The sequence below is a fragment of the Colwellia sp. MB3u-55 genome (assembly GCF_014076785.1).
Taxonomy (GTDB): domain Bacteria; phylum Pseudomonadota; class Gammaproteobacteria; order Enterobacterales; family Alteromonadaceae; genus Colwellia_A.
On record NZ_JACGUS010000114.1, the window covers coordinates 88,212 to 110,122 of the forward strand.

16 protein-coding genes are annotated in these 21,911 nt (G+C 35.4%); 14 read left to right on the plus strand and 2 right to left on the minus strand.

Translation table 11 applies throughout. The features are described from left to right. Nucleotides 1–3 precede the first annotated feature (3 nt). Nucleotides 4–780: a serine protease gene (locus H4J66_RS10470; RefSeq protein WP_182174082.1), complete on the minus strand. Its 777-nt coding sequence runs from the start codon at nucleotides 778–780 to the stop codon at nucleotides 4–6. Between the two features lie 152 nt (nucleotides 781–932). Here H4J66_RS10470 and H4J66_RS10475 point away from each other — a divergent pair, with 152 nt between their 5' ends. Continuing rightward, nucleotides 933–1,757, plus strand: coding sequence for a patatin-like phospholipase family protein (locus tag H4J66_RS10475; protein ID WP_182174085.1), 825 nt, complete (start codon nucleotides 933–935; stop codon nucleotides 1,755–1,757). A 112-nt stretch (nucleotides 1,758–1,869) separates the two neighbouring features. Continuing rightward, a complete protein-coding gene (locus tag H4J66_RS10480; RefSeq protein ID WP_182174088.1) occupies nucleotides 1,870–2,676 on the plus strand; it encodes a PEP-CTERM/exosortase system-associated acyltransferase in 807 nt (268 codons plus the stop codon). 113 nt (nucleotides 2,677–2,789) lie between these two features. On the opposite strand, the gene prsT (H4J66_RS10485) is transcribed toward H4J66_RS10480, so the two are convergent. Beyond that, nucleotides 2,790–5,537, minus strand: coding sequence for an XrtA/PEP-CTERM system TPR-repeat protein PrsT (gene prsT / locus H4J66_RS10485; protein WP_182174091.1), 2,748 nt, complete (start codon nucleotides 5,535–5,537; stop codon nucleotides 2,790–2,792). Nucleotides 5,538–5,732: 195 nt separating this feature from the next. Here prsT (H4J66_RS10485) and H4J66_RS10490 point away from each other — a divergent pair, with 195 nt between their 5' ends. The 12 genes from H4J66_RS10490 to H4J66_RS10545 all read left to right on the plus strand — a co-directional run bounded on the left by H4J66_RS10490 (nucleotide 5,733) and on the right by H4J66_RS10545 (nucleotide 21,910). Continuing rightward, nucleotides 5,733–6,587 (plus strand): ThiF family adenylyltransferase, encoded by an 855-nt coding sequence (locus tag H4J66_RS10490; protein WP_182174094.1) that lies wholly within the window; start codon nucleotides 5,733–5,735, stop codon nucleotides 6,585–6,587. An 80-nt stretch (nucleotides 6,588–6,667) separates the two neighbouring features. Beyond that, nucleotides 6,668–9,391, plus strand: coding sequence for an XrtA/PEP-CTERM system TPR-repeat protein PrsT (gene prsT / locus H4J66_RS10495; protein ID WP_182174097.1), 2,724 nt, complete (start codon nucleotides 6,668–6,670; stop codon nucleotides 9,389–9,391). A 32-nt stretch (nucleotides 9,392–9,423) separates the two neighbouring features. Continuing rightward, nucleotides 9,424–10,794 (plus strand): exosortase, encoded by a 1,371-nt coding sequence (gene xrt / locus H4J66_RS10500; RefSeq protein ID WP_182174100.1) that lies wholly within the window; start codon nucleotides 9,424–9,426, stop codon nucleotides 10,792–10,794. A gap of 187 nt (nucleotides 10,795–10,981) precedes the next feature. Then, entirely contained in the window at nucleotides 10,982–11,995 is a 1,014-nt protein-coding gene (locus tag H4J66_RS10505) for a THxN family PEP-CTERM protein (RefSeq protein ID WP_182174103.1), read from the plus strand. 214 nt (nucleotides 11,996–12,209) lie between these two features. Further along, the gene (locus H4J66_RS10510) at nucleotides 12,210–14,555 is read left to right on the plus strand and encodes a hypothetical protein (protein ID WP_182174106.1); all 2,346 of its coding nucleotides are present in this window, start codon (nucleotides 12,210–12,212) and stop codon (nucleotides 14,553–14,555) included. A gap of 8 nt (nucleotides 14,556–14,563) precedes the next feature. After that, complete coding sequence (locus H4J66_RS10515) at nucleotides 14,564–15,673, plus strand: glycosyltransferase (protein ID WP_182174109.1); 1,110 nt, start codon at nucleotides 14,564–14,566, stop codon at nucleotides 15,671–15,673. A gap of 79 nt (nucleotides 15,674–15,752) precedes the next feature. Beyond that, nucleotides 15,753–16,949, plus strand: coding sequence for a glycosyltransferase (locus tag H4J66_RS10520; RefSeq protein WP_182174112.1), 1,197 nt, complete (start codon nucleotides 15,753–15,755; stop codon nucleotides 16,947–16,949). Further along, on the plus strand, nucleotides 16,936–17,451 hold the full coding sequence (locus H4J66_RS10525) for a serine O-acetyltransferase (RefSeq protein WP_182174115.1): 516 nt from the start codon (nucleotides 16,936–16,938) through the stop codon (nucleotides 17,449–17,451). Before H4J66_RS10520 ends, H4J66_RS10525 begins: the two co-directional genes overlap by 14 nt. Then, a complete protein-coding gene (locus H4J66_RS10530; RefSeq protein WP_182174118.1) occupies nucleotides 17,448–18,590 on the plus strand; it encodes a glycosyltransferase family 2 protein in 1,143 nt (380 codons plus the stop codon). Before H4J66_RS10525 ends, H4J66_RS10530 begins: the two co-directional genes overlap by 4 nt. Then, nucleotides 18,590–19,750, plus strand: a complete 1,161-nt coding sequence (locus H4J66_RS10535) for a hypothetical protein (RefSeq protein ID WP_182174121.1) — start codon at nucleotides 18,590–18,592, stop codon at nucleotides 19,748–19,750. Before H4J66_RS10530 ends, H4J66_RS10535 begins: the two co-directional genes overlap by 1 nt. A gap of 7 nt (nucleotides 19,751–19,757) precedes the next feature. Beyond that, entirely contained in the window at nucleotides 19,758–20,753 is a 996-nt protein-coding gene (locus tag H4J66_RS10540) for a polysaccharide deacetylase family protein (protein WP_182174124.1), read from the plus strand. Then, nucleotides 20,738–21,910 (plus strand): hypothetical protein, encoded by a 1,173-nt coding sequence (locus H4J66_RS10545; protein WP_182174127.1) that lies wholly within the window; start codon nucleotides 20,738–20,740, stop codon nucleotides 21,908–21,910. The genes H4J66_RS10540 and H4J66_RS10545 overlap by 16 nt, the downstream gene beginning before the upstream one ends. Nucleotide 21,911 lies beyond the last annotated feature (1 nt).

Below are 21,911 nucleotides of genomic sequence, written 5' to 3' on the forward strand. Positions count from 1 at the left end.
TTACTAATTAGTACCGAGATAATCAATGTTATCTTTTTTTAGTAAGGCTAATAAATATTTAACCGGAATCGCGTATGTTATGCCACTAGGATTAGTAATAACCGCTTCCTTTGACTCCTGCACAAACACCTTATTAATAATACCAATTACTTCTCCTGAATCAACATCATATAAAGCACTGCCACTATTGCCAGGGTAAGCGGTAGCATCAAGTTGATAAACTAAATAAGGATTACGTAACATTTTCAACATTTTAATACTAATTTGCTGAGCATTATCCACCGGGATTATCGTTGGCGTAATACTGGCAATAATACCGCGGTGGGTCACAGGGTATAGGCCTAAAACAGCGCCAATAGGAAAGCCCGTAAAAGCAACATAGCTGCCCTCTCGACTAAACACTTTACTTGCAAGTTGCATCGCGGGCAGTGGCGCGCCATGGATTTTTAGTACGGCGATATCGTGCAACTGCGAACTAGCAACAATATCAGCGGTTCGCACTTTCGCCGCTTTCCCAGAGCCAGTAAACACCGCCATCTGTTGAAGAATATTTGCATCAAGTTCTTTGGGTAAAACGTGAAAGTTGGTGACCACATAGCGGCCATTACCGATAACAAAGCCACTGCCGTTCAAACTATTTTGCTGTCGACCCGATGGCGTATGAACACCAATACCCACTACTGACGGTTTTATTTTTTCAACGGTATCCGCTAAATCGGCTAGTACTGAGCTGGTATAAAAAATTAAATAAACACTTAATATTATTTTCAAATAACGCATCTTAAACCCTCCATTCATTATAAATATTATTTATCGTCAATAAGTTTACTGCGTTTTACTCGCAAAAACAGCTATGATTACTCATAATTAAAATAATCATAACAATATGTTATATCCCTGTAGGCAGCTATTTCTTAAGGTCGTTAAACAATATGACAAAAAAAACGGTAGTTCCTATCTTCGCTGGCGGAGGCACACGACTGCCTGCACACGTTGGTATCTTACATGCGTTACAAGCTTATGACATCGACTTCAATCACTTAGTAGGAGTTTCGGGTGGCAGTATTGTTAGCAGCTTATTTGCAGCTGGCTTAAGCCCTGCTGAAATTAAAGATATCGCGTTAAATACTAATTATAACAAGTTCCGAGAATTTTCATTATTAAAATTAATTCGCAACGGTGGTTTAAGTTCAGGTGACCGTTTTGAACAATGGATGGATGGCCTACTCGGTGGAAAAACATTTGCCGAGCTCGATTATAACTTACATATTGTTGCCACAGATGTCGCTAAAGGTACCCCCGTTATATTCAACAAAGAGCTCACCCCTGATGTAAAAGTATCGCTGGCGGTACGATTCTCGATGTCCATTCCCTTAATATTTAGTTTCAAGACTTTTGGCGAACAGGTCATGGTTGACGGCAGTATTTTATCTGAAGACGCCCTCCATCGAGACTGGGCAAAAGACGGTACACCGGTACTATGTTTTCGCCTTAAAGGTGAGCATGAAAATAATGAAGTTAATATAAAAGGTTTTTTCCCAATTTATATGTACGTGACCCTGCTTATTCGTACCTTTATGACCACGATCTCGCGCGAATATATTAATGAAGCCTTCTGGCACAATACCGTAGTAGTTAATATTGGCAATTACTCTGCCGTAGACTTTTCCATGACGACAGAGCAAAAACAAAGCTTATTTGATATTGGCTTTAAAACAGCAGAGGAAATATTACCGATAAAACTGGGAAAAAAATAAAATTTTTAACAGTTAATAGTAATATTTCTCAGATATTAGGTTATATTAATAGTATGTCTCGTGACGTAATGACTTCTATCACGAAATAACATGAAGACAAATGGATGAGAAAATGAGTCTAAGCAAATTAATATTAAATTCCCCTATCATTGGCGATGTCGCAAAAAAAGTGGCGTCGTTTAAGGTCAATCATGATGCCGGAAATATTGCTGAGCATTTTACCAAGTTTCTCAAGCCACAATACGCCTATACTAATAGCCTACGTAACGAAGTATTTAAAATTCGTCACAATGTTTATTGTGAAGAATTAGCCTTCGAAAACCAAAAAGACGATGGCATGGAAATGGATGATTTTGATTCTCACTCTATTTTCGCTCTAATTCAGCACAAACCAACCAATAATTACACCAGTTGCGTACGTATAGTTCGCTCAAGCAATGAAGATGAATTGTTACCGATTGAAAAATTTTGTTATGGCGCGATTCAAAACAAAGACTACGATCCTAAAAGATTCAAACGTGAAGAAATTGGTGAGATTTCTCGCTTGGCCGTAAAAGCTGACTTCAGACGTCGTAAATCAGATCGTTTTAAGGGTTCTGCCATCGGTGCCATTAGTGAAAGTTCATATTCTGAATCAGAACTGCGATGTTTTCCATTTATTGCGATTGGTTTATATATGGTTGCTGGCACTTTAGCTATCGATACCGGTATAAAACATGCCTATGTAATGATGGAGCCACGTTTAGCCCGTAGTATGAAGTTTGTTGGCATTAAATTTGTACAAATTGGTGAGCCCATTGAATATCATGGCTTACGTGCTCCCTATTATATTAATGCTGAAATATTTTTAGAAAACCTAACAAGTGGCTTTAAGAGCTTGTATAAAGAAATACAAAAAGATATCCGTAGCCAGTTTTAATTAACTATTTCGAATATCCACTGGTCATAATAACCTCAGAGAAAATACTGATAAAAGTAGCGAAAATAAAATGTACTTCTTCTCTTTTCGCTACTAATACAACAAACCTTCAACTATTCAGACAATTTCCTTTTTTTCTCTATTTGCTCCGCTGATACCACCGTTATTTCGCTCAATATACGTTGGGCTTCTACTCTATTATTATTTACTAATAACGTTTTTACGTAGTTTAAAGCAATATCAGTATCTTTCCCTTTAGACAAATAATAAGCTGCTTTTGCTTTTGCTAATGCTTCTACTTTATTATCTAACTTTAATAAGACCTGAGCGTAAGTATCAACGACATTCGGTATTGTAGAATTAATAGCATAGGCTTGTTTCGAATATTTCAGGGCCTGTGAATATTTTTTGTCTTCCATATACAGCCATGATAAATTATTTAAGGCCACAATATTGTTCGGGCTAGCTTTAATAAGTCGTTCATATTCAATAATAGCTTTATCTTTATGTTCAGCTAAATACATATTTGCTAAACTCAGGCTAACGCGAGGATCAATTTTATTTTCTATGTTTTCCTTATCAGAAAACTGCTCTAACAGCTCAATAGCTTGCGATTTTTGATTATTTCCTTCCAAAGCAAAAGCTAAAAACGACGCATTATTACTAGTAGCTCTGGCCTTATACTGCTGCTGAAGTTTAGGTATTGCATCAATAAAATTTCTTTCCAGTAAGAAAATCCTACCTTCTATTCCTGCTTTTAAATCTTCATTAACATCAAATTGGTCTAATGACTTAAACAAATCTTTCGCATCCGCTATGCCACCACTGTCTAATAAAACCTGCATTTTCACCAAATTAATCATTAGATTGTTAGGATGCTTTTTAGAGGCTTCATCTAATACACCCAATGCTCTGTCAGGAGATTTTTTACTCGTCCAATAATTTGCTAATAAAAAGGCAGGTTCAATATGATAAGGATTATTCTTAAACCACTTATCTAAGATTGAATAGACATCTTTAGCATCTGGCTGTTTAGCATTAGCCATAAGTACTAACTGCCAATAACGTTTTGGCGTTCTTCCACTTAATTGGTAACCATTCAACATCGTACTAGCTTGCCTAAATTGATCTAACTGTATAAGAACTTCGGCTAATAGCATTCCATGTTTGACATTATCGGCATTACTTTTTTGAGCCTGAGCAATCACCTCTAAGCCTTCTTCATTTTTGTGAAACTCAAAGTATAGGCGAAGTACTTCAACATTATTCGGATGTGCTTTAAGTGCCTGCTCTGTCAATAACGTAGCTTGTTTGGTATCTTTTTGATAAGCAACCAACTTTACAATTTCTGTTAATGCATACACATTATTAGGCTCTAATGCTAGACTTTTCTCTAATGCAGCCTTTCCTTCCTCAAATTTATTGTTTTTGAATAAAATTGTCGCCTGTAGATTATGTCCCCCTGCTTTATTTGGGTATAACTCCAACCACTTGTCTGCAATTTTAGTTGCTCTAGCCAAGTTTCCAGACTGAATTGAAGCAAAGGCCAGTGCAAGCTCTGCTGAAATCAATTCAGGGTCTTGCTGTAAAGCTAATTCTAATTTTTCAATGCCAGAAGGGTCGTTCATCATCAGTTTCAAAATACCCGCTCTTGCAACTTCTTTAGCCGTCATATTCTCTGCACTAGAGGCATAATTAGCCATTTCTTGTGCTTTTTCGTAAGCCCCTACTTCTAGTAACCCATAACTTAATGTAGATAAAAACTGTGCGTTTTCTTTATTATTTGAGTCGTAACCATTTAGTGTTTCGCTAATATCATCAATCAAACCTAACTGTAATTGACTTAACGCAAGCATTCTTTTGACCGGGTGTTCTGCGGGTAAATATGAAGTCAAATCTTTCAGATGAAGATGGCTTTGCTCATAGTTTTGCAAATAAAAAGCACTTGCCCCGGCAACTAATTTCAAGCTAAAAGAATTAAACCCTGAACTTAACGATTGATTAGCAAGAACGTTTGCCGTTTTGTAGTCTTTATTTTCAAAGCGTGCTATCGCCTTAATATATTGTAAAAAAGGTTGAGTCGGAATTCTTGCTAAAATAACATCGGCAATAGCTTCAGCCTCATCATACTGGCCATTTTTGATTAACGAATCAGCGATAAAAAATTGCACTTTACCTGAATTTGGTTGCATTTTTTGATATTGCTTAAAGCTAACAACAGCTAAAGCATAGTTTTTTTCAACCGTCGCAATCTGACCTTGCAACATAAGTGCATCAGCATTGTTTGGCATTGTCGTTAAAATTTGCTTCACAAGTGAACTTGCATGATCAATATTTTGTGTTGAAAAGGCTAAATAGGCATTCGCTAACAGGCTGTAGCCATCGGATCCAAATAGAGAAAGTGCTTCATCAACTATTGCCTGTGCAAGATCATTTTTTCCAGATCTCAATGCTGCTAAAGTTTTATAGGCGAGGTATTGAGTATTTGGTATTGATAAAGACTTTTCGTGTATTTCAAGCGCTAAAACATCATCATCAGATTCTGTCAATATATAGGCACGAGCTAATAAAGGTAGCACTTTATCAAGGTCATATTTTAATGTATTAGCACGCTCTAACTCTTTTACTGCATTTTCAGCATCTCCTGCGCCAAGATATAACTGGCCTAATAAGAATCTAGCATATGCATTTTTACCATCAACTTTAAGGGCATTTTTTAATGAAATAATTGCGGCGTTGTTTTTCTCTGCTAAAATTGAACTCTCTGCTTTAGCGATATATGTTTGTGCCGACTCATTGTCAGAACATGCAGATAAAACCAAAACAACACTTATACACATTATCGACTTTAAAAATCTCATTAAACTTCCTGTATCTTTTGTTGGATTAAATACTTACATATAATAGTAAAGCATTAAGTCATCTTATTATATGAAATATAAATCATCACAACATATACAAAGTATAATAAGGTTGGGCATTTGTAACATGACTTACTGGGTACAATTTAATTTCTTCGGCTATTCACATAATTACAAATTTTAAAGGTATATAGAATGTTTAACTATGAAAAAGCTTTTTCTAGAAACATTGGTTGGGTTACTGAAGATGAGCAACAAATTCTTCGTGGGAAAAACGTAGCTATAGCTGGCGCTGGTGGCGTAGGCGGAGTACATCTTCTGACTTTAGCCAGACTGGGTGTTGGAAATTTTCACATTTCTGATTTCGATGATTTTGAAGTACATAATTTTAATCGTCAATCGGGCGCCTTCATGTCAACTTTAGGAGAACAAAAAGTTGATGTAATGGAACGAATGACCCTCGACATCAACCCTGAAGCACAGATAAAGTCTTTTCCGGAAGGTGTTTTTGAGCATAATGTAGATGAATTTCTAGAAGGTATTGATTTATATGTTGATGCATTAGATTTTTTTGCCTTAGAAGCTCGAAAAACAGTGTTTAAAAAATGTTATGAAAAAAACATCCCCGTAATTACAGCTGCGCCTCTTGGAATGGGAGCTGCTTTCTTATGCTTTCTGCCTGGAAAAATGACTTATGAAGAGTATTTTCGTTTTGAAGACAAACAAACTGAAGACGATCAACTCATTCAATTTTTAATCGGTTTATCTCCCGCCATGTTACAGCGCTCATACCTAGTAGATGAAAGCCGAGTTAGTTTTAAAGAAAAACGCGGCCCTTCTACACCTATGGCAGTTAACCTTTGTGCTGGCATAGCAGAAACTTATGCACTTAAAATATTATTGGGTCGTGGAGAAATAATTGCTGCACCACACGGTCTTCATTTCGATGCTTATCGCAATAAATTCAAAAAAACATGGCGACCATTTGGTAATGCAGGCTTAATACCAAGAATCATGTTTCATATTGCTAAAAGGATTGTGTGTAAGTAGACTAGAGGTAATAAAACTAAAACATTATAATCATAATTCAACCTCTATAGTCTTGGGGTGGGTATGTAAAAGGACTTCAAATGAATAACCGTTGCCGAAATATTCTCTTCCCTACACTGCTTTTAACTCTTATTTCTTGTTCATCTCCAAAAGATAACGAACAACTTTTGATCGAAGCAAAAACATTAATTTCGCAAAATGAAAAATCTGAAGCGGCTATCAATTTAAAAAACATTCTACAAAAAGAACCCGAACATAGCGAGGCTCGTTACTTACTAGGTAAAATTTACCTTAGTGCCGACAATTATTTGAGTGCAGAAAAGGAGTTTAAGCGAGCTATAGCTAACAATCCTCAAAATTATCAGGCAATTTTAATGTTGGCAAAAACGCAACTCTCATTAAGTCAATTTGACAATGTTATTAATACATTGAACCTTATAGATTTCAAAAACCTTGAAGATCAAATTTATTCACTATTACTTACATCACAAGCTTACTTAAGTACTGACAAAATAGACTTAGCAAAAGAGAATATTAATAAGGCGAATAATCTTAACAGTGACTCTCTACAAAGTATTTTGGGGAACGCATTAATTGCTGCCTATGAAAATAACACTGATGAAGCCTTGTCGCTTTTAAAGCATTTACTTGAGAAAGATAGTACATTTCAAGAAGCCTTATTATTGAAAGGTAGTATTCTCAGTAATAACGAACAATACCAAGAAGCTGCGGAAGCCTACTCAGCTTACTATAAATTGAAGCCAGCAAACTTTGGTATTAGGACACTTGTCGCTCATAACTATATTAAAGCAGGTAACTTCGACGCAGCAAAACCACATATAGAAGCGCTTCTTCAGATTAATGATAACCATCCAACAATCAATCTATTAGCTGCACAAGTAAAATATTCAGATGAAGATTACCAAGCAGCAAAAGAGCTAGCAGATAAAGTCGTTAATAGTACCAATAATGCACTTGCTCAGATGATTTCAGGACTAAGTAGTTATCAATTAAAAAGCTATAATCAGGCTTATTATCAACTTAATGCCATTGCCGACTTATTACCTAAAGACCATAGAGTACATAAAGTTCTTGCGTTATTACAAGTGAAATTAGGCTACACCGAAGAGCTTAATGAAACACTAGCCCAATTCTCAAACTTAACGGCTGACGACGCTTCACTTTATGTCAATATAGGCAGAGAGTTAGCTAATAAGGGTGACAAGAAAGCGGCACAAGAAATGTTCAGTATGGCTAATAATTTGGCTCCTGATAATGCGACTATAAAAGCTCAACTTGGTATAATAAAGCTACTTAATACAGATAAATCTGGCTTAGATGAACTAAAAAAGGCGATTAAATTAGACCCTGATTTTAAAGCAGCAAATATTGCTTTAGCAATGAATTACCTGAAAGATAATAAAATATTAGAAGCAGAAAAAATTGCCGACAAATGGCTAAAAACAAACCCTAGTAACACTGCCGCAATAATCCTTCGTGGAAATATTGCAATGAAGTCAGGGAATATTAGTGATGCTAAAAAATACTTTAATCAGGCCCTTACAATTAAACCTGAGAGCATAATTTCATTCTTTAATTTGGCAGTAATCACTGCTGACGAAAAAAAATATAGTGAATCAAATGCCTACTTAGATAAGCTATTTTCGATTGATTTAGAATACCCATACGCTTACCGCTTAGCGATAAGCAACTCATTGAAAGAAAATACACCTCAGTTTTTAGAAGCAAAAATATTAAAATTCATAAAAGAGTCGCCTAACGCTATATGGCCTAAAGTGATAATGTCTAGACGTTTAATCATTAAAAAAGACTACCCACAAGCTATATCGATTTTAGAAACATTAACCGATTACAACGTGTTACCTAATTTCTATTTTTTAGCTCTCTCTAATGCTTTACTAGCTAATAATAATGATGAAAAATTAGCTGATATGTATAAAAAATGGCAAAATGCGCAGCCAAACAATTCAGCTGCTTTTTTGAGTTATATAGATATATTAGATCAAAAGAAACAATACAAACTCGCATTATATGTAACAAAGGAAGCATTATCACAAGAGAAATTACATAATCATTTTCAACTACAAGTACTAGAAGGCTATTATCTGTTAGCGACGAATCAAATTGAAACTGCTAATAAAAAAATTACACGCTTATCAACAATTGAGCCAAACCATGCCTTTCTATTAAGAGTTCAAGGACAGCTTGCGCTAGCACAGTCGAACTTCCCTCGTGCTATAGATTACTTATCTCGCTCTTTAAAGTTAAACAAAAGAACATCTACAGGACTTTTTTTAGCAACGGCATATAGGGATAATGGACAGGTGGATGAAGCGATAAATTTTCTTGAAACTGAATTAAAAATAGCACCAAACACACCTTTATTCAGTAGATTACTTGCTGAATTGTATGTAAAGAATTCTCCCGTGGATGCGATAAATAGCTATAAAAAGATGATAGAAAAAAATCCTAATGATGTTGTCGCCCTAAATAATATTGCTTGGACATATTTAGAGCAAAACAGTTTAGAACAAGCATATTATTTTTCTGCAAAAGCTATAGAATTAGCGCCTAACCACCCACAAATACTTGATACTTACGGTATAATTTTGACTAAAACCAACCGATTACCGAAAGCACTTAAAGTACTCACCCTTGCATATGAGTTATCACCTAGTAACACCGAAATCATCGTTCACTTAGCTGATGCTTATAAGGCAGACAATCAACTCGATAAAGCAAAAGAGTTATTAAAAGAAAATAACTTGGACGTAAAAGAGTAGTGATATAAACTAATCTAACGAAAGGTGCTCAATTGGGCGCCTTTATTTCTAATTACAATTTGTTTAAAAGGCTAGCTGTGTTCTATATTAAACAATATTTTCCTCTCGTTATTCTCACTCTAATTTACTTATTTATTGCTCTTACGCAGCTACCTATTATTGAGAATATTTGGATATATAGCTTCGATGATGGAACATATTCTCACGCATACCTTATTCCAATAATTAGCATCTATTTATACTGGATATTATTTAACGAGGGGAAGCTGCAGTTCAGCAATAAGTTAAATCCACTATGCATTGTCATTACCATTGTTTGCGCTTATGCATTATCCACTTTTAGTTTAGCGCAATTTCCATTTGGCTATAGAACCACATTAGTACTCTTTCTTACTTCTATAATTGCTATTATCTTTAAACCAACGCTTAAAGTGCTTTTCCCTTCATTATTTTTAATATTTCTTATTCCCGTATGGGGAGCTTTAACATCTACTCTGCAAAATATTTCGACAGATGCGGTTACTATTATTATGGGCTATACCGGCATTCCCACTTATGTTGAAGGTAATATTATAACTATCCCTCCCGGTGTATTTGAAATAGCAGGAGGCTGTAGTGGTTTACGGTATTTATTGGTTTCACTTGCCATATCAAGTTTATTTATTTTTCTTAATATAAAAAAGGCATCGCATGGTGCATTATTTTTATGCATTGCTGTTCTAGGGGCATTGCTAACAAACTGGATAAGAATCACAGGCCTTATAGTTATCGGTAATTATACCAACATGGAAAGTAGCTTAATGGCAGACCATAATTCTTTTGGCTGGTATTTATATATACCATTTATGGTTTCGCTATTTTATTTTGGTCAGAGATTCGTCACGGTTGGTGAAACTAACGCTAAGAAACAGAACCCGCAAAGCGATCGAGTAAATACAACAGCAATAATTTTCTCTGCATTGCTTGTACTAGTAATTTCCGATTTTGTAAAAAAAGCTATTCCAAGTGTGGCTTTTTCAAAAAACAATATCTGTCACGAAATCACTACTTCTATACCTCTTCCCCAATTACATAATCAGTATCAAGTTTGTCAAAACAAAATAAATGACCAAGAATTCATCATCACATATAGCTTCGATTCAAAAGGGCTCGAAAACTCAGTTGATTTTTATTTAAATGAGTTTATTCCAGAAAATTGGCAAGTACTCAAGAGCAATGAAACTGTAAACTGGAATTATATGCAAGTTATCAAAAATGGTAGCAGCTATGATATCGCTTATAAGTTTCAAGCCCACATGTTCGAAACAGTAAGTTTAACTAAATTGAAGAAAGTAAAACTAGTGAATGCACTGCTGGGAAAAAGCGGAACTAAATTAATATGGAAAATTCAACAAATAAATTAAATACGATTTTAAACTCTTATGTGTTGCAAATAAGGTGTCAGTATATTTTACAACTAAGATTATTTCTGTTATTCGAAAAAAATTAAGTTACTGTTAAGAAAGAAGTTTAAAGTATTGGCATGGACAGTGCATTTCATGGTCAGACAACGAATTTAATCAATTTTAATAAACAGCACAAGGATATAGCATGAATACGAAACTTAAAGTCTGCGCAACTATACTAGCAGCAACATTAGCAAACGCAGCAAACGCTGGTGTAGTTACAGAATGGACTTATAACAACCAAGCAGGTTTCGCTACTTGGACTAGTGAAGGTGCTACAACAACTACTGCTGATGATGTTGTTGCTTCAGGTAACTCTTCAACTGGTGATAATAGTGCATTAACTGTAAATGGTGATAACATTTTAGATACGAACGGCAATATCATCGTTGATGGTACTGACAATGCATTGCACACAACCTTAACTTGGGGTACTCCTGCAGCAGGCGCGAATAGTGGCGACCCTCAGAGTAGCTTATACATTGATAGCCCTATTGAAGGCAGTATTTCAACTAATGATTTGAACTGGGCTCAAGGTACTTCGATGACTCATGAAAACTGGGTTATTACGGGTGATTCTTTAGTTTCTGGTAGCTTATTTGATGGTTTAACATTAACACCAACATCATGGGTTGCACTGCCTGGCGAAAGCGACCCTACAGCTGATGCACCTTACTTTGCTCCTCAACTTCAATTTGCAATGACATTTACAGAAACACCAAATAAAGGTGTAGATGTTAATGGCCTTTGTCCTAACGGTGTGGAAAATTACGTTGACGATAACGCTAACGGTTGTGGTGATATATTCGCACTAACTATCCCCACAATAGCTCAAGATTTCGTAACATTTGGTGATAACTTTTTAGAATTTACCGTTCCATTTGTACTTTTAACAGCAACAGGCCAACCAATTCCAGGTTGGAGCGACACTTTATACTACGTAACAACTCGTTTATCTGGTCTAACAACATTAGCACCTGAACAATGTGGTATTAATGGTGCTGACTTATGTGCTGGTTTCGTAACTAAAGAACAACAATCAAACGAACTTATTGCACAATTTAAAGTACGTACAGTTCCAGAGCCAACAGCTATCGCATTATTTGGTTTAGGTCTAATTGCTACAGGCTTTGCTGGTAGAAGAAAACGTAACGTATAATTGCAAAAGTAATATTATAAAAACTGGCTTTTAATAAGTCGGTTTTTTTTTCATTAAATTATGATAAAAATCTTAAACTTAGTTATATTTCACCGTCGAATCATTAATTTTTCCCCATAATTAAAAATATTTAACTACAATTAATCAAACTAAAACATTTTTCTTATTGGATTTTTGTTAATTTTCAATAAAGGTTTGCGTTAAGGATATAGCTATGATTTCAATAAAACTAAACTTCAGTATACCCATTCTACTTTTCACTTCTTTTTTTACATTCGCAGACACCTATAAGGTTGGGCCTAACCAACCATATGAAAATTTAAATACAGTCCCATGGTTAGAACTTATAGCTGGCGACACCGTATTAATTCATTATCGAGAAGAACCTTACAGAACAAAAATAGGTTTACGTAGCATAGGTACTAAAGACAAACCAGTCACCATATCTGGAGTCGCCAATTTTGAGGGTAAACTACCTATTATTTCGGGAGAGAATGCAACAACCCCTGATAGCCTTATCAGTTTTTTTAGTGAGCAATGGGATGAAGCAAATGGACTTATCCTAATTAAAAGAGATCGGAGCATGCGTTGGGGATTAAAACCATCCCACATCATCATCAAAAACTTAATTCTCACTGGCGCCTCAACTACGAACCAATTTACCGACCAATTTGGTCAAGAGAGAAATTATGCCCAAAGTTCTGCTGCAATATGGGCCAGTTTGGTAGACACTTTAACCGTAAAAAACTGTCAGATTATTGATAATGGTAATGGTATCTTTGTTCTCTCAAAAAATAGTGAAGAAGAGATTTCACGTGATATTATTATTGAAGGCAATACATTTTCGGATAATGGTGTAAAAAACAGTTTTAGGCAGCATAATATCTATACGCAAGCAGCAGGGATTATCATACAGTACAACAAAATAAATTCTCTTAGACCTTTATCGAAAGGTGCCGCAATTAAAGACCGTTCATCTGGCACTGTTATCCGATATAACAAAATTTTTGCAGGTGCATATGCGATTGACCTCGTCGACCCTGAAGACAGTTACAAGATACTCACCCAAGAACCTAATTTTCATGATACATGGGTTTACGGGAACACAATAATTAGTGCAGCTAATCACGAAAATAGAGTTTATGCTTCACGTTTAATTCATTATGGTGGAGATACAGGGGTTACTGATATATATCGTAAAGGCACATTACACTTTTTCCACAACACCGTTTTCTTAGATATTTATTCGACACATGATTCTTTGCCCTTAAGCTGGCGAACAAGACTATTTATCATGGACACTAATGATGAGTCAGTAGAAGCTTCAAATAATATATTTTATTCGCATGGTGACACCAATGTTAGTTGGCTATCTGGTTTTGGTCACCTCACGCTCTCTGGTACCAATTGGGTAAGTACAAATACGGCAGTCAATGCTGATAACATAGAATTTTCAGGAAGTTATACTAACAACAGTAAGATGATACTTGGTAAAACGATTGGATTTACCGACATCGACAGTTATAACTTTAAACTAAGAAATGGCTCTTCTGCACTTGACAGCGCTACCTTATCGGATAAAAACTCTAGCGATCTGCATCCTTTAACGTCCCAATATAATGAAAATACTATGACCTCTCCTAGAACAATTGAGGGAGCATATCCAGATTTAGGCGCATTTGAAGGAAAGACTATTGGTGATGGTCCTTTCGATTCGAAAGATAACATTATTATTGATCCTGAGGCTATAGATAGCTGGCCATTAGCTACTGCAGGCCCATTCATTGAAAGTGTCACTGGGATCACAAGCGTATACCCTGCTCCTCTAACAAAAGTATCATTGCTCGATAAGCTTGAAATACAATTTTCCAGTGTCACTGTATACGAATGGACAAGTGACCGTAAATTAAAGCTCTATGATAATAATGCTAACCTCCTTGCCGATATAGATTTAGAACCTGGAAGTCCAAATGAAGGAGAGCATAGTATTTCATTTTTACTCTCAGATCTTGGTATTAAAAACGTAGGTATCTATTATATAACTATTGACTCTGGCTTTGCAAAATTTCAAAGTACGCCTTGGAAAACAGCAAAAGTAAGTCATAGTCAATGGATTTTTGCAGTTGTCGATAACATTAACCAAACAGTGCCAGTTGATCCGGACAACTCTGCAACTTGGCCAATAGCATATAAAGGGCCCCTTACGGAGCCTGTTGCAGGTATTACAGAAATATACCCCGCCCCTATCACAAAGGTACTAAAAACTGATAATTTAGAAATAAGCTTTTCCAGTGCGGCAACATTTGAATGGACCTCTGGTAGAAAGTTGTCAGTATACGACGAGTATTCTACATTGATTTCAACACTTGATTTGAAAGAAGGTGATATAAATGAAGGCAACTCTAAACTATCATATTCTTTAAATGAATTAGGTATTTCTAATACTGGGGTATATAACCTTGTTTTAGATTATGGCTTTGTTAAGCTAGCACAATTCCCTTGGAGAAATTCTCTAATTGATTATGGTCAATGGAAATTTATTGTCGTTGAGAGTTATTAAAGAATAAAATGAATAAAAAAAAGAATTTACTCGTTGTAACAAATGTTTACCCACTTCCATGGCAACCTACACGAGGGACTTATAATAAAATTCAGCTTGATTTATTAGCAAAGGACTTCAATATTAATATTGTTGTTCCTATCGCATTTCCTGAATGGATAAAAAATGATACTAAATCAACCGAAAATATTAAGTATGCTTGGCAGTTTTATATTCCTATTATAGGCTCCCCTATTAATGGGATATTACTATTTTTATCATTATGGCTAAACTCTTTTAGCTGGATCAAGCGGACATCTCCAGACCTACTATTAACATGTTGGGCATATCCCGATGGTGTAGCAGGTTATTTATTGTCGAAGCTACTCAAGATCCCTTTTTTCTTAAAAGTCCACGGCAGTGATATAAATATTCATACCAATTATGCAGCGAGGCGAAAGCAAATTTCCTGGGTAGGAAATAAAGCCCAAAAGATCATTTGTGTTAGCAGCGCACTCAGTGACAAATTAATTTCCATTGGCGTCGACAAAGATAGGCCAACAGTTATATACAATGGTGTGAATTCAGTACTCTTTAGTCCTACAAATACACCAGCAAAAGAACAAATTTTATTTGTTGGTAACATAAAAAGAAGTAAAGGAGCCTTTGAAGCATTAGCAGGCTTTCACCTGATTTTACCAAAGCATCCCTCTTATCAACTCATTTATATTGGCAACGGACCTGATTTAGCTGAATTAAAACAGGAAGCTACAAAAAAAGGTATACTGGGAAATATTCAGTTTTTGGGGGCTAAAAGCCACCAAGAAATAGCAAGTATTTTGAAAGAGTCAAAACTTTTATTATTGCCGAGTCACGCTGAAGGTGTACCAAATGTTGTTTTAGAGGCCATGAGCTGTGGCATCCCTTCTGTTGCGACTGCTGTTGGCGGGATACCAGAAATATTAGTCAATGGTGTTAATGGCTATTTAGTTAATGGTATAGACAACAAAAAAGTTGCTGATGCACTTGAATTAGCACTATCTCATGAATGGAATAAAACCGATATTATTAAGAGTGCAGAACAGTTTAATTGGGAAAAAAATGTAAATTTATTTAAAGGTGCGTTAGAAGAAGTTTGAATATTTTAGCGTTGATTTAATTAAAACTTAATCGAGAAAACTAAGTTTATATATAAAAAAAATGGAGAAAATTACATACATGAACATATTATACCATCACAGAACGCGAGGAAAAGGAGCAGAAGGCGTTCATATATTAGGTATTGTAACTGCATTACGAAAACTTGGTCATTGCGTTAATATTCTGTCATTTCCAGGCTCAGATCCTGAAAAAGACAACAATAGTTCCGAAGTTACTAAAAATCAGGCAAAAGTAGTTAAAAGCTCCCCTTTCACTTTTTTGGCCAAAATTACTAAATACTTTCCAGAATTTGTTTTTGAACTCTTTGAACTCGCTTACAATCTAATTATTTTGTTTCGCTTACCTAAATCTTTAGCGCACAAAAAAACGCAGCTCATTTATGAACGCTATTCTCTTTTTATGTTTCTTGGGATCAAAATTGCCCAACGACGTAATATTCCTTTCATTCTTGAAATTAATGATTCGGTATTAGTAGAACGGGTAAGGCCAATATTTTTACGCTCTTTAGCCAAATATATTGAAGAATGGTGTTTTACTAATGCTACCGGACTCGTATTCATTTCTACTTATTTTCAAAAACTATCTCAGACTCACTATAGTAATATAGCCCCATCAATCGTTTGCCCTAATGCCGCAGATCCTGAGTACTTTGATCCAAGTAAATATGAAAAAGAGAGTGTTAAATCTACACTTGGGTTAACTGATAAAATAGTGTGTGGTTATGTTGGTGCTTTTGTAAAATGGCACGGAATTGTTTGGTTTATCGAAGAAATCGCTCCACAACTAAAAAAAAATCCTCATTTGTCCATACTATTGGTGGGTGATGGCGTTTGTTATCCTGATATCATCGCATTAGTAGAAAAATATGACCTACAAGATCAGATAGTACTTACCGGTAAAGTAGAACATAAAGATGTTCCAAAATATGTTTCTGCAATGGATTTTGGTATTTTACCTGATTCTAATTTATATGGGTCATCGATGAAGCATTTTGAGTTTATGTCAATGGCTTGTGGTATGGTCGTGCCAGCATTTGAGCCTATGAAAGAAGTAGTCACTGATAAAGAGAATAGCTGGCTTTTTGAAATAGGCAATAAGCAACAATGTGTTGATGCTGTTTTATCACTATCTCAAGATGTAGAGCACCTAACTGCAGTAGGTATAAATGCTCGAAATTATATAATTAACGAAAGACAATGGTTACATAACGCAAAAAGTATTTTAGGCTTGGCATTTAACAATGAAAATATTTAACGATTTAAAAAGTAAACAACGCCTATTTATTGACGACGGTGCTAATATTAGTTTATTACGGGTCATTTTCACAGATGGTACTGGCGCTAATATTTTATATCGATTAACATCTTATCTCACAAAATTTAAACTATTATTTCCTTTAGTTTTGGTAATACAATGGATAAATAAGGTGCTTTATGGCTGTGTAATAGGAGCAAAAGCAGAATTTGGTGATGGCTTTGTCTTAGTTCATCCCATCGGTGTAGTGATCAACTCAAAAGTTAGAGGTGGTAAAAATGTCATTATTGAAAGTGGCGTTGTTATCGGTGATGAAAAAGGAAAATCGCCCGTATTAGGTAATAATGTTTTTATTGGGGCGGGTGCAAAAGTTATCGGAAATGTAATGATTGGCAATAATACCAAAATTGGTGCAAATGCAGTTATTGTAAAAGATGTTCCAGATGGGGCAACCGCAGTTGGTATACCCGGTAGAATATTAAATAAAGGAACTGATAAATGATAACTTTATTCTGGCTAGCATTATTTTTGATTATTTATTCGTACCTACTCTACCCTTTGCTTCTTAAGGTATTTGTTACGCCAAAAGAAATTAAAATGGAAATGCCGACAGACCTACCAAGTGTAGATGTGATTATCGCGGCTTATAATGAAGAGTCTTGCATTAAAGAACGTATAGAGAATGCATTGGCTCAAGATTACCCTGGAAAAGTTCAGGTTTTAGTAGCTTCTGATGGCAGTGAAGATAATACAGGAAAAATTATTGAGTCATTCTCAGATCCTAGGGTTATCGCTTTTAACTATGAAGTAAATCGTGGAAAAATATCAGTATTAAATGATTTAATTGCAAAATCTAAAGCGAAAATATTAGTATTTACCGATGCTAACACAGATTTTAATACTGATGCTATTTCAGTATTAGTCTCAAGCTTTAACAATAATATTGGAGCTGTATCTGGTGAGTTAATTTTAGAAACAGATGATGGCAATCAAAATTTAGATGGCTTTTATTGGAAATATGAACAATTCCTTAAAAAAGCAGAATCTCAACTTGGTTCATTATTAGGTGCCAACGGTGCAATTTACGCACTTTATAGAGATCTTTATATTCCCTTATCTACAGATACCATTGTCGATGACTTCTGCATTGTCATGAATGTTAAAAAGCAAGGCTATGATGTTGTTTACAATAATAAAGCAATTGCGAAAGAAGAAGTAGCACCGTCAATGCAAGATGAATTTGGCCGCCGTGTACGTATTGGTATCGGCAACTATAAAGCATTCTTCGCCAATCTTTGGGCACTTTCACCAATGTTAGGTATTATGAGTTGGTGCTACTGGTCACATAAAGTTTTGCGATGGTTTGCTCCTCATTTAATGCTTATTTTATTTATCGCTAATGCTAGTTTACTAGGAAACGATTTTTTTAATCTTATTTTAGCCCTGCAAATAGCTTTTTATGGTACTGGCCTTATTGGTTTGAAAAGAATTAATCAACAAAAACACGTAAATAAACCCGTTGCAATTATTAGCTTTTTTGTATCAATGAATATTGCGTTAGCCCAAGGTTTTTTACGTTTTTGTAAAGGTCATAAGAGTGGTGGTTGGAAAAGAACCGCCCGTCAAGGAGAGAATTCTTAATGTTGTACATTGTTATTGGTTTAATCATTTTATCAGCTATCGTTTTTTGGCGAGTATTGAAGTTGAAAGAAATGCATATGTGGTTTGTGCCATATATCAAACAAATTATTTCACGTCCAAAAGTTGATGGGACAACCCATGTTCTTTTCTGCTTTGTTGATCATTATGAACCGCAATGGAGAAATGACGATATTGAAGTAGAGCGAGCACGCGTAGATCGTTGGTTCAATGAATATCCTGAAATGGCTAAGCAGCATAAGGATGCTGATGGACATATGCCAAAGCATTGTTTCTTCTATCCAGAAGAGGAATATCGATATGAACATTTGGCCAAACTTTCTGACATGTGTTACCACGGTTTTGGTGAAATAGAGATTCATTTACACCATGAAGATGACACTGCTGAGAACTTTACTAAGACCATTGAGAGTTTCGCGAAAACACTAAATGAAGATCACGGAGCTTTATCGATACACCCTGATACGGGACAAATAATGTATGCATTTATCCATGGAAATTGGGCATTAGATAACTCATTACCCGGTGGTGCTCATTGCGGTATCAATAATGAACTTAGCTTATTAAAAGCAACGGGATGCTATGTTGATATGACATTGCCATCATCTCCGAGCCCAAGCCAAACAAGCAAAGTAAATGCTATTTATTATGCAACGGGTAAAGATGGCCATTGCAAAGGGCATGATACCGGTATTGATGTTAGAGTGAACCAAACACAGCAAGGTGACTTAATGATGATTCAAGGCCCAATAGGCTTGAATTTCAAATGGAGAACAGCTAAAGGTTTACCTCACATCGAAAATGCCGATGTACGTAAAAAAGTCCCACCACTTCGCTCTCGAATAGATCAATGGGTTAGTTCACACATACATGTAAAAGGACGTCCGGAGTGGGTTTTTATTAAAGTTCACACCCATGGTACTCAAGAACCTGATATGGATACACTTCTCGGTCAAGATCGTCATGATATGCATAGCTATTTAGAAACAAAATACAATGATGGCGAAAAATACTCACTGCATTATACATCTGCACGTGAGATGTATAATATAGCGAAAGCAGCAGAGGCAGGGGAAACAGGTAACCCTCACCTTTACCGTGATTTCATCCTCCCAAAACCAGCATTTAAAAAATTATCTTAAGGGTCTTATGGGGTTTCGCTTAAAAAAAGGATTAAGAAAGTTATTAGAGCTATCTGGCATTCTTCATGCTAGGTGGCGAAACCTGCCTAACGGTGTATATGTATTCAATTATCATAGAGTTGGTGATAAATACACAACCATTTTTGATAGAGCTATTTACTCATGCTCGACAAAAGCATTTAATGATCATGTTATAGCCATCAAAGATAACTTCACCATTATAAATACTAAACAATTGCATGAGCTTAGCAAAGATAATCAAGTCATATCCCAACGATATGCGATTATAACTTTTGATGATGGTTATATTGATAACTATACTGACGCATACCCAATTCTTAAAGCACATAATGTTTCAGCTACTTTCTATTTAGTCACTGACTTTATCGATTCGTGCCATATTCCTTGGTGGGACGAAATTGCATACTTGTTAAGAAACTCTGTTGGTCAATATTACCGTTTACCAAACAGTTCAAAAAAATATGACTTAAGACCTCAAGATATAGATAAAACTATTTACCGTATTATGCGCCACGCAAAAGAAAGTAATACTGTCAGTATTGATGATATTTTAGCGGATATTAAAATAAAATTCCCCCAGGCTTACCAGAAACTAACTACGCAACAGCATCAGCTTTTTATTAATTGGCAACAAGCACAAGAAATGGTGAATAATGGGATGGAAATTGGTTCTCATACGATGAATCATAAAATATTATCACAGTTAGATGACCTTAGCCAATTACACGAAATAACCCACTCTAAAAAAGTATTAGAAGAAAAATTAAAACAATCGATATACTCAATCGCTTACCCTGTAGGGCGCCAAAATTGCTATAATCAAAAGACACTCGACTATAGTAAACAAGCAGGCTACCTCATTGGATTTAACAATATTCCAGGGAGAAATATAGCTATTAATGATCCTTTCGATTTAGTTCGTTTTTGTGTTGAACAAGATGATTTAGCCATTATAAAGTTTAATAGTTGTTTTCAAAAGTGAGTTTAGATAGCCAAGCCATCATTCTTGCCGCTGGACCTAATGGTTTAGGTGCAATAAGAAGCCTTAATTTAGAAGGTATTTCACTTGATGTTATTGCAGCAACTCCTGATGACGTAGTGTTATCTTCAAGACTGCCTATACGTAAAGTTGCATTACAAAAAAACAAGAATGAACAAGAACTTTTAAGCATATTACTTAATTGGCCTAAGAGTAACCTAGTACTGATCCCAACATCAGACTGGTACGTTAACTTCCTGTCAAAAAATCAGCAGATACTTACAGAGAAATTTTCATTTGTTATTCCTAATGGTGATCTTTCTTATCAACTCATTGATAAGCAAAAAGAAGTAGAACTGGTAAAAAATCTTGTTACTTTACCAAAATCACTACTGATACTACCAGATTCTGCAGAGCAACTTTTAGCCAATATTTCGCTACCCATTATAATTAAACCCCGCTCGAATGAAATGAATTATATTGGTCAAAAAAATATACAAATATATAACGATATAGAGTTAGATAGCTTTTATCAAACGTTTGCTGACAAGCTACAATACTGCATTGCTCAAGAAATTATTGTTGGTGACGATGCTAATTTATGGGTATGCAACTGTACATTCGATTTGAAAGGAAAGTTGATTAATGCCTTTACCTTTCAGCGCTTACAACTTACCCCTCCTCATTTTGGTGTGACTAGCTATGCAATAAGTCGACCTAACCCAGAAATCATTGAACAAGTAGCAAAGCTCGGACAAGGTTTGAATTATGTAGGTCCTGCCATGGTTGAATTTAAACTTGATGACCGTGATGGACAATATAAGTATATTGAAATAAACCCAAGGTTAGGACTGTGCAATTACTTTGACACTAGTTGCGGTAAAAATAATGTATATGCCAGCTTCTGTGTGGCAAAATCATTACCATTCACCGAAAAAGAACAAATAAATCAACGTATGTTTTTAAGTTTATACGAGGATTTATTTTCTCGTCATAAAGATAAGCAAGATAGTTTATCTATTTTCAAAACATACTTTAGCAACTTGCTAAAATCCCATACATTTATCTATTTTTCTTGGTGTGATCCTAAACCTGCATTTTATATGTTCACTAAACAATTCAAAGCAACGATTACCTCTCTCAAAAGAAAAATAACTTAAT